Source organism: Pontivivens ytuae, assembly GCF_015679265.1.
GTDB lineage: Bacteria > Pseudomonadota > Alphaproteobacteria > Rhodobacterales > Rhodobacteraceae > Pontivivens > Pontivivens ytuae.
Map to the genome: position 1 here is coordinate 2,503,980 of NZ_CP064942.1, position 12,502 is coordinate 2,516,481.

The following is a 12,502-nucleotide window of genomic DNA, read 5'->3' on the forward strand; positions in this document are numbered from 1 at the left end:
AAATCCGGCGGTATGTCCTTGATTTGAAACCTGCGGCGGCGACCGAGTCGAGCCCGGCGCCGCCCGCTTCCACCCTGTGGACCCTTGACCTTCCCGTGACTGGAACCCCTATCTCTGGGAACGATTGGAGGTGGCACATGGGCGATCGCGCCGAATTCACGTTGAGCGTGGGCGGACTGCATTGCGGCTCCTGCGTCGCGCGGGCCGAGGATGCCTTGCGCGCCGTGGCGGGGGTGGAGAGCGCGCGTGTGAACCTCGCCACCGGCACTGCCCATGTCTCGGGACAGGTCGCGGCGACGGATCTGCCTCCGGCGTTGGCGGCGGCGGGTTTCGAGGCGGAGCTGACGGAGTATCGCCTCGCGCTCGAGGGTATGACCTGTGCCGGATGCGCCGCGCGGGTCGAGCGGGCGCTGGCGGCGGTTCCGGGCGTCGTCACGGCCCGGGTCAACTTCGCCGACGGCACGGCGCGGATCAGCGGGGCCGAGGGGATCGGCAGCGATCTGCGCCGCGCGGTCGAGCAGGCCGGCTACGGCGCGCGCGAGGCCACCGACCCGCCGCCGGAGCAGGATGACGAGACGGCGGCGCTGCGGCGGCAGACGATCCTCGCGGCAGTCCTCACCGCGCCGGTCTTCGCGCTGGCGATGGGCGGCCACATGATCCCCGCCCTGCACGACTGGATCATGGGCACGCTGGGGATGCGGACGAACTGGTGGATCCAGCTCGTGCTTACGACGCTGGTCCTCGCCGGGCCGGGGCGCCTGTTCTTCACCCGCGGGCTGCGGGCGCTGAGGATCGGGGCGCCGGATATGAACAGCCTCGTGGCGATCGGGACGGGGGCGGCCTGGGGCTTCTCCACCGTGGTCACGCTCGCGCCCGGTCTGCTGCCGGAGGCGAGCCGCGGCGTCTATTTCGAGGCCGCTGCGGTGATCGTGACGCTGATCCTGCTCGGCCGGTGGATGGAGGCGCGGGCCAAGGGTCGGGCCGGGGCGGCGATCCGCGAGCTGATGGCCCTGCGCCCCGCCACGGCGCGGGTCGAGCGCAACGGCGCGGTGGTCGAGCTGCCGCTGGCCGAGGTCCGGCCCGGCGACATCGTCCATGTCCGTCCTGGTGAGAGCATCCCGGTCGATGGCGAGGTGGTCGAGGGCCGCTCCCGCGTCGATGAGAGCATGATGACCGGCGAGCCCAACCCCGTCTCCCGCGTTCCCGGCGATCCGGTCGTCGGCGGTACGGTCAACGGCACCGGCGCCTTCAGTTTTCGCGCGACCCGCGTGGGGGAGGAGACGGCGCTGGCGCAGATCGTGCGCATGGTCTCCGCCGCGCAGGGCGCCCGGCTGCCGGTGCAGGACCTCGTGAACCGGATCGCGCTGCGCTTCGTTCCGGCGGTGCTGGCGGTGGCGGCGGTGACGCTGGGGGCGTGGCTGGTCCTCTCGGACGATCCGGCGCTGGCGCTGATCGCCGCGGTCTCGGTGCTGATCGTTGCCTGCCCCTGCGCCATGGGTCTCGCCACGCCGACCTCGATCATGGTGGGCACGGGTCGCGCGGCGGAGCTCGGCGTGCTGTTTCGCGGCGGCGATGCCCTGCAATCGCTGGGCTCCGTCGACGTGGTCGCCTTCGACAAGACCGGGACGCTGACCGAAGGGCGGCCGGAGGTCACGGGCTTCGACCTCGCCCCCGGCTTTGCGGAGGAGGAGGTGCTGCGCCTCGCCACCGCGGTGGAGGCGAAGTCGGAGCATCCGCTGGCCCGCGCCATCGTCGCCCGCGCCGGGGCCCTCGACCTGCCGCCGGTGGAGCAGTTCGAGGCGGTCGAGGGCCGCGGCGTCCGGGCCGAGGTCGCCGGGCGGCGCGTCCTGATCGGCTCGGCCCGGTTCATGGCGGAGGAGGGGATCGCTGTGGAAGGTGACGCTCCGATCCATGTCGCGATCGACGGGCGGGCGGCGGCGCGGATCACCGTCTCCGACCCCGTGAAGCCGGAAGCGCGGGCGGCGCTCGACATGTTACAGGATCTGGGTATCCGGCCTGTTCTTGTCACAGGTGACGCCCGCGCGACGGCGGAAGCGGTGGCGGCCGAGCTGGGCATTCGCGAGGTCGTCGCCGAACAGCTTCCGGCGGACAAGCTCGCCGTGATCGAGGGCCTGCGCCGCGACGGCCGGGTGGCCTTCGTCGGCGACGGGATCAATGATGCGCCCGCGCTCGCCGCAGCGGATGTGGGCATCGCGCTTGGCTCCGGCACGGACGTCGCGATCGGCGCGGCGGAGGTCGTGCTGATGTCCGGCCGCCTGCACGGCGTGCCCCGCGCGCTGGAGATCAGCCGCCGGACCATGCGCAACATCCGCCAGAACCTCGTCTGGGCCTTCGGCTACAACGTACTGCTGATCCCCGTGGCGGCGGGCGTGCTCTACCCGGTGACGGGGCTGTTGCTGTCACCCATGCTGGCGGCCGCGGCGATGGCGCTGTCGAGCGTCTTCGTCGTTACCAATGCACTGCGGTTGAAGGGGGCGGGGGCATGAATATCGGCGAGGTGGCCCGCCGCTCCGGCTTGCCCCCGAAGACGATCCGTTACTACGAGGAGATCGGGCTGATCCGCCCGGCACGCGACCCCAACGGCTACCGCGCCTTCGAGGAGAGCGACCTGCACAAGCTCACCTTCATCGGCCGCGCACGGGCGCTCGGCTTCACGGTGGAGGATTGCCGCAACCTGTTGGCCTTGTGGGAGGATCGGGCGCGGGCGAGCGCCGATGTCCGCCGGATCGCGCAGGATCACCTGGCGGAGATCGAGCGGCGCATCGCGGATCTCGAGGCGATGCGCGGCACCCTGACGACGCTTGTCAAAGCCTGCGCCGGCGACGACCGGCCCGACTGCCCGATCCTCGCCGATCTCGCAGGGCCGGAGGGCTGAGCTTCGGATTCCATACAATTCGAAGGGACTATGTGGGCTATTCCGCAACAGTGACGAAACCGTCATCTGGTCCCTCGCGCGGGTGTGATGTAACACGGCAAAATGAGGGGTTGGTTTTTTTCGCTTCCGGGTCACCGGACCATACTGGTCTACATGTTCGACACCGTTTCGGTGTCCCTGGCGGTATATCTGGCGTTCTGGCTACGACTGCTCGATCCGATGCTGGGCCGGTATGGCGGCACGTTCCAGGCCACCGTCGTCTTCGCCACCATCCTTTACTTCGTCGCGGCGCACTTCCTGAAGCTCGGGCGCGGGTTGTGGCGACATCTGTCCTCTCGCGATGTGAACCGATTGATCGTTGCGGCGAGCGCGATCTCGCTGGGACTGATCGTGCTCAGCTTCGTGCTGGGGCGGGCGTATCCCCTGCCGCGCTCGATCGTGGTGATCTACTGGTTCATCCAGCTCGCCTTTTTCGTCGGTATGCGGTTCGCGTACCGGCACTATGCGCTTTGGCGCTCAGGCCATCGACGCTCGACCGTGGAGCTGCCGCCGGTGCTGATCCTCGGGGACGGCATGGCGGCGGAGAGCTTCGTGCGGCAGATCTTCGACGGGCAGGCGGCGTTTCATCCTGTCGGCATCCTGTCGCGGAGCGCGCGGAACTCGGGCCACTCGATCTTCGACGTGCCGGTTCTGGGTCAGATCGATGCGCTCGATGATGTGCTTCAGGGGCTGCGACGGGTCGGTGTGCATCCGACGCGGCTGATCGTCACCGGCGAGCGAGCCGTGGAGCGTCTGCGCGCCCGCGATGGCGAGCTTCTGAAGGTGGCACGCGCCCACCGGATCCCCATCGCCCGCGTCGCGGACCGCCCCCTAGCGCTCGGCGCGCCGGAGAGCGACCGGGTCAGCATCGTGCCCGTGCAGGTCGAGGATCTGCTGTTTCGCGACGTCTCCGGCCTACTTGGGCCCGATGATCTGGAGTTGCTGCGCGGACGGCGGGTGCTGGTGACGGGTGGGGGCGGCTCCATCGGGTCGGAGCTTTGCCGGCAGATCGCGGCCGTGGGTCCGGCGCGCCTGACGATCCTCGATATGAGTGAGCTTAACCTATACGCCGCGGAGATGGACGTCCGCGCGCGCATGGCCGGAGGGGAACTGCATACCGTCTATGCCGATGTGCGTGACCGGGCGCGGATCCACCGCATCATAGCCCAGGAGCATCCGGACTTCGTCTTCCACGCCGCCGCCATGAAGCATGTGCCTATCGTCGAGGCCGATCCGGGCGAGGGGGTGCGGACCAACGTCGCCGGGACGCGGAACGTGGCGGATGCCAGCGTGGCGAGCGGCGTGCGCGGCTTCGTGCTGATCTCCACGGACAAGGCGGTTAACCCGACGAACTTCATGGGCTGCACCAAGCGGGTGGCGGAGATGTATTGCCAGGCGCTCGACGATGCGGGCCGGGGGCGGCAGGGCGCGACGCGCTTCGTCGCCGTGCGCTTCGGCAATGTGCTGGGGTCGAGCGGGTCGGTCGTGCCACTCTTCAAGAAGCAGATCGAGGCAGGCGGGCCGGTGACGGTGACCCACCCCGACATGACCCGCTTCTTCATGACGATCCCGGAGGCGGTATCGCTGGTGCTGGAGGCGTTTCGCTACGGTTACCGCGCGGACCCGGCGGCGCGCGCTTCGCTCTTCGTGCTCGACATGGGCAAGCCGGTGAAGATCATCGAGCTCGCGCGTCAGATGATCCGCTTGGCGGGACTTGAGCCCGACGTGGACATCCCCATCGTGATCTCTGGCCCGCGGCCGGGTGAAAAGCTGGAAGAAGAGCTGTTCTATGACGGCGAGGCGCTGACCCGGCTGAACGACCGCGACATCTTCATTGCCGAGCCGGAGACGCTGCGGCTCTCCGACCTGCGCCCCCGCCTCGACCGGCTGGAAGCCGATGTGCTGGCCGGGAACGCTGAGGCGGTGGTGGATGGCATCTGCACGCTGGTAAGCGGCTACCACGCGCCGGAGATCCTGAGCGCGGAGTAGTCCCGGCTCAGAAGGAATCGGCGCTGACGCTGAACGGATCCGCCCGGGTGGCGGAGATGCTGCCGACAGCACGCGGCGAAGGCCCTGAGGGCAGCGGCCGAGCCGTCGAGGGAGAGAGTTGTGAGGTGCGCGCCCGCGTCGTTGCAGATGGCGACCGCGCTGCCGGCCATGAGTTGCGCTATGAAGCGGACGCCGTCATCCGATCACGCGAGACCGACCCTGACGGCATGCCCCTCCACCTGCCCGTCTGTGGTCCAGCGCGCGTAGTCGACATCGACCATGAAGCGCACTGGGCGCGCCCGCAGGTCCCAGTTCGGGTTGAGGACGAAGAGCGAGTTTCCGCGATGCCGGTGGCGACCAAGGCGAAGCCCAGATCGGTGCCGTTGCCCGTCTCCGCTGCGCATCAGAGGTCGCGGGTGCCGCAGCCGCAGTCATGGGTGGGGTGTCCCGCCATTTCCCCTCCGCAAACAGGGGCCGCGTGTCGAACTGGGTCATCGCGGCGGGGACCTGTCCGAGAAAGCCGAGTGCGAGGGGCCGTCTGAGCTGTGTACTCCGATCTCTCCCTCACGCTCTGGTGGCGATGCGCCTCCGAAGCGCGGAAAGGGTGCAGGAAGCCTTAGGCGCGGGCGATCACCGTCCGAATTTCGGCTTTGACTTGCCCTTGTAGGCGCGGGTGCCGCCGCGGCCCGCGGTGGAGCGGCCCTTGGTCTTCTGCGCGGTCTCGACCGCCTCCTCGATGGCGGATTGGCGGGCCAGCGGATCGTCGGCGACGGCCATGTCCACGGCCTCCAGCCGCTTGACTTCGTCGCGCAGGCGGGCGGCCTCCTCGAACTCGAGGTTCTCGGCGGCCTTCAGCATCTCCTTGCGCAGGCCGTCGAGATGGGCGGCGAGGTTGTCGCCTACCTTGGGGGCCGCGTCGAGCGTGGCGGTCACGCGGCTCTGATCCGTGTCGCCCTGGTAGAGACCGGCGAGGATATCCTCGACGTTCTTCTTCACCGTCTCGGGCGTGATGCCGTGCTCTTCGTTATAGGCCTTCTGCTTTTCGCGGCGGCGGTTGGTCTCGCCGATCGCGCGTTCCATCGAGCCGGTGATGCGGTCGGCATACATGATGACCCGGCCCTCGGCGTTGCGCGCGGCGCGGCCGATGGTCTGGATCAGGGAGGTCTCGGAGCGCAGGAACCCCTCCTTGTCCGCATCCAGGATGGCGACCAACCCGCATTCGGGAATGTCGAGACCCTCGCGTAGCAGGTTGATGCCCACCAGCACGTCGAAGGCGCCGAGGCGCAGGTCGCGCAGGATCTCGATCCGCTCCACCGTGTCGATGTCGGAGTGCATGTAGCGCACCCTCACGCCCTGCTCGTGCAGGTATTCGGTGAGGTCCTCGGCCATGCGCTTGGTGAGCACGGTGGCGAGGACGCGAAAGCCCTTCTCGGCCGTCCTGCGAATCTCGTCGAGGAGGTCGTCGACCTGCATCTCGACGGGTCGGATCTCGACCTCCGGATCGAGGAGGCCGGTGGGGCGGATCACCTGCTCGATGAAGACACCGCCGGCCTGTTCCAGCTCCCACGCCGCCGGGGTGGCGGAGACGAAGACCGACTGGGGGCGCATCGCGTCCCACTCCTCGAACTTCAGCGGGCGGTTGTCCATGCACGAGGGCAGGCGGAAGCCGTGCTCGGCCAGCGTGAACTTGCGCCGGTAGTCTCCCTTGTACATGCCGCCGATCTGAGGGACCGAGACGTGGCTCTCGTCGGCGAAGACGATGGCGTTGTCGGGGATGTATTCGAAGAGCGTGGGCGGCGGCTCCCCCGGCGCGCGGCCGGTGAGGTAGCGGGAGTAGTTCTCGATTCCGTTGCAGACGCCGGTCGCCTCCAGCATCTCCAGGTCGAAGTTCGTGCGCTGTTCGAGGCGCTGGGCCTCCAGCAGCTTGCCCTCGTTCACGAGCTGGTCGAGGCGCTGCTTCAGCTCCTTCTTGATGCCCTGGATGGCCTGGTTCATCGTCGGGCGCGGCGTGACGTAGTGGGAGTTGGCGTAGACGCGCACCTTTTCCATCACGCCGGTCTTCTCGCCCGTCAGGGGGTCGAACTCGGTGAGAGTTTCGAGCTCCTCCCCGAAGAAGGAGAGCTTCCACGCGCGATCATCGAGGTGGGCGGGCCAGATTTCGAGGCTGTCGCCGCGCACGCGGAAGGATCCGCGCTGGAACGCCTGGTCGTTGCGGCGGTATTGCTGGGCGACGAGGTCGGCCATGACCTTGCGCTGGTCGTACTCCTTCCCGGTCACGAGGTCCTGGGTCATCGCCCCGTAGGTCTCGACCGAGCCGATGCCGTAGATGCAGGAGACGGAGGCGACGATCACCACGTCGTCGCGTTCGAGCAGGGCCCGGGTGGCCGAGTGGCGCATCCGGTCGATCTGCTCGTTGATCTGGCTTTCCTTCTCGATATACGTGTCCGACCGCGGGACGTAGGCCTCCGGCTGGTAGTAGTCGTAGTAGCTGACGAAGTACTCCACCGCGTTCTCGGGGAAGAAGCCCTTGAACTCGCCATAGAGCTGGGCGGCAAGCGTCTTGTTGGGGGCGAGGATGATGGCGGGGCGCTGCGTCTCCTCGATCACCTTGGCCATGGTGAAGGTCTTGCCGGTGCCGGTCGCACCCAGCAGCACCTGGTCCTGCTCGCCGTTGAGGACACCGGCCGACAGCTCCTCGATCGCGGTGGGCTGGTCGCCCGCCGGCTTGAACTCGGTATTCATGACGAAGCGCTTGCCGCCCTCGAGCTTTTCCCGGCGCTCGGGGGCGCGCATCTGCATGTCAGGTTCGGTGAGCGTGTCGGTGTCGGCCATGGATCGTCCTCGCGGGGCGGTCGCGCCCTCAGCCGCAACATGTGCGACCGTGGGAGGGAGGTTCAAGATGCGCCGCCGTCGCGCCCTGACAGGGTTGTGTCAGGAGGGTAGCTCCGGGATCGGGGCGCGGTGGGGGCTGGGAGAATGCTGCCGTGGTGAGTGAAGTTGCTGGGTTTTGTCTTTTGCGGTGGTGCTAGGGGGAGCCTCGATCCGATGACGCTGCGATAAAGGTGGAGACGTCGTGTGGCAGGATCGCATCCGCTATGGGTGTCACGTCCTGCACAAGCTCATCCTCCGGTGTCATCGCAAAACCGGTGCGGTTGCCAGCGCTGACGGGCTCCCGCTCTGCGGGAAAATGGGGTGGGCTTCCGGCCTCCAATCGTTAAGGCAAGTTTAACGGCGGGCGCGGTGCTTCGGGAATAAAGCGCCGATATTTATGGGCTTTCCTGTTTGCCATAGGGAACCCTGCGGCTACGTTCATTCGGGCAAGCAGCTGTGTCGTCGGCGCTGGACGGACCACCCACCCACCCCTCGCTCCCAGTTCGGGGCCGACGACCGCAGCTTGATCCCCTAGTCCTCACCCCGACCGATCGGACGCATGAAGTGCTCCGGCGCCGCCCATGTTCCGGGCAGGTGGACATTGGCGAAGCGGCACATCTCCTGCAGCACGGGGTGCAGGGCGCGACCCATCTCGGTCAGTTCGTAGGCGTAGCGCTTCGGCCGTTCCTGGTAGAGGCGTTTGCGCACGAGGCCCGCCTCCTCCATCCGGCGCAGGCGGTCGCCGAGGACGGTGGTCGCGATCCGCTCCGGCCCGTCGAGAAGCTCGCCGTAGCGGGACTTTCCGTTCAGCATGTCGCGCACGATGACGAGCGTCCACTTGTCGCCGACGATGTCGAGCGTGCTGGCGATGGGGCAGGCGGAGCGGTGGTCGGTCACGGAATTCGCTTGTAATTTGCAAGTTGCAAGTGACTATGGGACCATCCAACCAGAAGGTCAACGGATGGGAGGCGACTCATGGCGACGACACTCGAGGGCGGATGCCTGTGCGGCGCAGTCCGCTACCGGACCGGGGGCGAGATCGCGGCGGCCGGTCACTGCTTCTGCACCGACTGCCGGCGCGCGAGCGGCACCAGCCACGGCACCCATGTCGCGATGAAGGAGGCGGATGTGGAGCTGTCGGGCGAGTTGCGCTTCTTCGACAAGCCCGCGGACAGCGGCAACATCGTCTCCCGCGGGTTCTGTCCGGAATGTGGCGCGGCGGTGCTGTCGCGCAATGCGGCGATGCCGGGCATGGTGTTCCTGCGCGCCTCCAGCCTCGACGATCCGGAGCTCATCGCGCCCGCCATGACCGTCTTCGCCTCGCGCGCGCCGGGCTGGGCGCATATCGACGACAGCCATCCGGTCTTTCCGGGCGAGCTCGACTTCGCCGCGGCGATGCGCTGATCCATGGCGCGCTCGCCCGAGACCGAGGCGCGGCTGCGCGCGGCGCTGGAGGGGCACGAGGGCATCTCCGAAAAGCCGATGATGGGCGCCGTGTGCTTCTTTCTGGACGGGAACATGGTGGGCTGCGCGGACCTCGGCGACGGGGACGGCCGGTTCATGTTCCGCGTGGGCAAGGCGGCGCAGGACGACGCATTGGCGCAGCCGGGGGCCGAGCCCGCGATCCTCGGCGGGCGGCGCATGGGCGGGCTGATCTTCGTGGCGGCCGGGGCCTGCGACGCGGCGGCCCTGCGCGACTGGACGGCCCGCGCGCTCGACTTCGCCCGGACGCTGCCGCCGAAGTGAGCGGGCGGCCCTTGCGCGGCGGGGCGGTTTCTCATATAACCGGGGCCGGAAAACCGCCCTTCGAAGGACGTTTCAGACGATGTTCGCCCGTATCTACCAGCCCGCCAAGACCGCCATGTCGTCCGGCACCGCCAACACGCAGCACTGGGTGCTGGAGTTCGAGGCGGAGGAGGCCAAGCGCATCGACCCGCTGATGGGCTGGCACGGCTCGGGCGACACGCGTGGGCAGATCCAGCTGACCTTCGAGACCAAGGACGCGGCGGTGGAATATGCCCGCCGCCACGGTCTGCCCTTCCAGGTGCAGGAGCCCAAGACGCGCCGCCCCAACGTGCGGGCGCGGGGCTACGGCGACAACTTCGCCCACGACCGCCGGGGCGCGTGGACCCACTGAGCTAGCGGCCGGGCCTCAGGCTCGCGAGATAGGGCAGGCACCAGCGCGGCTCGGGCGTGAACTCCGACTGCGCGGTGCAGGTCACGCCGATGGTGATGTCGGTGTCGTCAAGCTGGATGTCGCCGCTCAGGGTCGCGTAGGCGCCGCCCGATCCCCCTTCGTGATCTTCGACCGTGTAGTGCAGCCTGCCATTGGCGAGGCGGGTGCTGTCGGGATGGGTGTGCTGCGGGTTGCCCCGGTGGAGCTCCATGACATGCGGGGTGCGGGTGGTGGCGCCGAGGACGACCTGCACCGGATCGCCCTCGATCAGGCGCGCGCCGCGGGGTGGAACCATGCTCATCCGGGTGCCGTCGAGCGGGAAGCTCAGCCGGATGCCCTCCGCTGGGCCGACGGGTTGCAGGGCCTGCCAGCCGAAGGCGGCGGCGGATACGGCGAGGATGATGAAAATCAGGCGTGTGCGGATCATGGGCGCGGTTTTAGCATGGACAGCCTCGCCCCGATATCGGATCACTGACGCCGCCGCGGCCCCTTAGCTCAGCTGGATAGAGCAGGTGACTTCTAATCATCAGGTCGGGGGTTCGAATCCTCCAGGGGTCGCCAAAGATCTTTCCTAGGCCTCATTTCTCAATGTTTTAGAGCGACATGCATGGACACAGCCGCTGTGCTACCAGTCGTAAGCGAAGATAGAGCGAGGACTGGAGCGGAAAATGGAGCGGAAAGTTCCTCCAGAGTCGACAAAGGCCCGGTTGCGACTGATTACGGCATCCTCGTTGTTGATAGACAGCGCGAGGAGACAGAGCGTCACTCCGTCATCAAGCAATGCAGCTGAGGGTCGGATCGGCAGGCGGGCGCCTGGTAGGAATTTACCTTGTTTTTGAGGAGTGTCGTCGGCCACAAAGTCGATGAGATCCGCTACGTCTATGAAATTAGCGAAGGCGTGCGCAAGATGCCCCGCACCGAACAAAGCGATCCGCCCTTTTACGTCGCGATATTTTTCCAGATGGCGACGCAGTTCGATCTTTGTCACAGGATAGCTAGCCGCGTAGCGCGCAAGTAAGTCAGCCTGTTCGAGCGCAGCGGAGGTTGGCAGCACGTCACCTGGTGCACCTGTCTTTCGTGCGATTAAGACGATGGAATTCTCGAAAGGTCGTGGATGGACATCGAGGCGAAGCGTCTCAAACCCGCCCAATGTGGGCACGAGCGCGAATGTCTCCGGGGTAAAGTACAGCGAATGCTCCTCCCAAACCATGCAGTAGTCAGCATTACAAAGGTTCGCCGCGCAGTCCGGAATCTCGAGCATCAGCAACCCATTCGGCGCTACAAGGGCAGCGAGACCTGCCATGAATTCGCGCAGATTCTCCGCATGCTCTATAATATGGCGAACGATGAGGAGATCTGCTGGGCCGTGCCGCTCTGCCACCTTCCGCGCTCGATCCGATGATATGAGTTTCTGCACGGTCTCGATACTCGCAGAAGGATCCGAGACATCTAGGTCCCGTTCGAGCTCCAGCCGCCATCCATTCTCGAAACCCTTGGCGCGGAAACGATCGATTGTAGTATCATCTTTGTAGCTAATGCCGGAGACGATGCTGTCTGCGTTTATATGCCCATAAGCGAGAATATCTTCCACCGTTTGGTCGAGATGCTCTTCAGGCTCACGTGCAAATAGCCAGTCGTAGGGCGGTATTAGAGCGTGATGAGGCACCGGCTGCATCATCTGGACTACGGCACAGGTGCCGCACTGACCCAGACGGATAGGATGCAATTTTTCTACCGCGTTCGGTTCCTGCAGGAAAAAAGACGCGACCGGGTGTGAACCGACATCGAGTTGCTGTTTGACGGTATCGGCACCACAGACGAGACAGGTCATTAGGATCCTTTGAAAAAGCGAAACTGAAAAGGTTGGTGCATCCGCCGTTTCATTTCGTCAAGCACCGGTGGGCGATGTTTCTCGCAGCTGAGCAAGAAAGGCAGCGCCGGCGGTTGGGTCGGTTTCTGCCGGCGCCCATGGCGCGCCTTCATTGTCGGATGGGTCGAACGGACCGATTGTGGTTTCTACGAAGACTGTCCAGCGCGTGTCGAAGAGCAGAGTATGATATCGACCCGTCGGCATCCTGTAAAAGAAGGCGCCACCACCGCCCGGCGCGCTCAGGACAGCCCGTTCATATACGCTCCCGTCGTCGTGAAAGAGCACCGCCGTGCAGTGTCCTTCAATCATACCCAGCGTCTCGACCCGGCGACTATGACGATGCGGACGAACATAGCTGTCCTCGTGCATGACGATCACCATCTCCTGTTGGGTGTCCGTCGGGCTATCATGAAGGCACAGCCGCGCCCGACGGCGCGGTGAGGTTTCAGCTGCTGATCGGAGCATCGCAACGTCGGCGTCCGTCACCGCACGAAAGCCACCATCTGAATAAAAGACTTCCGGCGCGACCTGCCGATACTGCAATCCCGTCATCGCTTTCAATCACCTTCAACGCACGTTGGTTGGGGCTGGCGCCGCGAAAAGTCTACGCTCCGAGTTCACCGCTTGACCGACACCCCTTCTGCGTTCAAGCAGTGCGAGA

Annotated in this window: 11 protein-coding genes and 1 tRNA gene; 7 read left to right on the forward strand and 5 right to left on the reverse strand. The window is 66.4% G+C overall.

Features of this window, described 5'->3' with window-relative positions; translation table 11 throughout:
• The first annotated feature begins 137 nt into the window (after positions 1 to 137).
• The 3 genes from I0K15_RS12280 to I0K15_RS12290 all read left to right on the forward strand — a co-directional run bounded on the left by I0K15_RS12280 (position 138) and on the right by I0K15_RS12290 (position 4,924).
• On the forward strand, positions 138 to 2,507 hold the full coding sequence (locus I0K15_RS12280) for a heavy metal translocating P-type ATPase (RefSeq protein ID WP_196101803.1): 2,370 nt from the start codon (positions 138 to 140) through the stop codon (positions 2,505 to 2,507).
• A complete protein-coding gene (gene cueR, locus I0K15_RS12285) occupies positions 2,504 to 2,896 on the forward strand; it encodes a Cu(I)-responsive transcriptional regulator (protein ID WP_196101804.1) in 393 nt (130 codons plus the stop codon). Before I0K15_RS12280 ends, cueR begins: the two co-directional genes overlap by 4 nt.
• A gap of 153 nt (positions 2,897 to 3,049) precedes the next feature.
• Positions 3,050 to 4,924, forward strand: coding sequence for a polysaccharide biosynthesis protein (locus I0K15_RS12290; RefSeq protein WP_196101805.1), 1,875 nt, complete (start codon positions 3,050 to 3,052; stop codon positions 4,922 to 4,924).
• A 630-nt stretch (positions 4,925 to 5,554) separates the two neighbouring features.
• Here I0K15_RS12290 and uvrB read toward each other — a convergent pair.
• Both uvrB and I0K15_RS12300 read right to left on the reverse strand, forming a co-directional pair.
• A complete protein-coding gene (gene uvrB / locus I0K15_RS12295; RefSeq protein ID WP_196101806.1) occupies positions 5,555 to 7,756 on the reverse strand; it encodes an excinuclease ABC subunit UvrB in 2,202 nt (733 codons plus the stop codon).
• 570 nt (positions 7,757 to 8,326) lie between these two features.
• On the reverse strand, positions 8,327 to 8,692 hold the full coding sequence (locus tag I0K15_RS12300; RefSeq protein WP_196101807.1) for a winged helix-turn-helix transcriptional regulator: 366 nt from the start codon (positions 8,690 to 8,692) through the stop codon (positions 8,327 to 8,329).
• 78 nt (positions 8,693 to 8,770) lie between these two features.
• On the opposite strand from I0K15_RS12300, the gene I0K15_RS12305 reads away from it, so the two are divergent.
• The 3 genes from I0K15_RS12305 (at position 8,771) to I0K15_RS12315 (ending at position 9,932) form a co-directional block, all read left to right on the forward strand.
• A complete protein-coding gene (locus I0K15_RS12305; RefSeq protein WP_196101808.1) occupies positions 8,771 to 9,199 on the forward strand; it encodes a GFA family protein in 429 nt (142 codons plus the stop codon).
• Between the two features lie 3 nt (positions 9,200 to 9,202).
• Positions 9,203 to 9,541 carry a TfoX/Sxy family protein gene (locus I0K15_RS12310; RefSeq protein WP_196101809.1) on the forward strand — a complete coding sequence of 113 codons (339 nt, stop codon included), beginning with the start codon at positions 9,203 to 9,205 and terminating at the stop codon, positions 9,539 to 9,541.
• A gap of 79 nt (positions 9,542 to 9,620) precedes the next feature.
• The gene (locus tag I0K15_RS12315) at positions 9,621 to 9,932 is read left to right on the forward strand and encodes an ETC complex I subunit (RefSeq protein WP_196101810.1); all 312 of its coding nucleotides are present in this window, start codon (positions 9,621 to 9,623) and stop codon (positions 9,930 to 9,932) included.
• A 1-nt stretch (position 9,933) separates the two neighbouring features.
• Here the strand turns inward: I0K15_RS12315 and I0K15_RS12320 are convergent, their stop codons facing one another.
• Entirely contained in the window at positions 9,934 to 10,398 is a 465-nt protein-coding gene (locus tag I0K15_RS12320) for a hypothetical protein (protein WP_196101811.1), read from the reverse strand.
• Positions 10,399 to 10,455: 57 nt separating this feature from the next.
• On the opposite strand from I0K15_RS12320, the gene I0K15_RS12325 reads away from it, so the two are divergent.
• Positions 10,456 to 10,532, forward strand: a tRNA-Arg gene (locus I0K15_RS12325).
• A gap of 64 nt (positions 10,533 to 10,596) precedes the next feature.
• Here I0K15_RS12325 and I0K15_RS12330 read toward each other — a convergent pair.
• Both I0K15_RS12330 and I0K15_RS12335 read right to left on the reverse strand, forming a co-directional pair.
• Positions 10,597 to 11,802 (reverse strand): methyltransferase domain-containing protein, encoded by a 1,206-nt coding sequence (locus I0K15_RS12330; protein ID WP_196101812.1) that lies wholly within the window; start codon positions 11,800 to 11,802, stop codon positions 10,597 to 10,599.
• A gap of 57 nt (positions 11,803 to 11,859) precedes the next feature.
• A complete protein-coding gene (locus I0K15_RS12335) occupies positions 11,860 to 12,393 on the reverse strand; it encodes a WbuC family cupin fold metalloprotein (RefSeq protein WP_230374403.1) in 534 nt (177 codons plus the stop codon).
• Positions 12,394 to 12,502 lie beyond the last annotated feature (109 nt).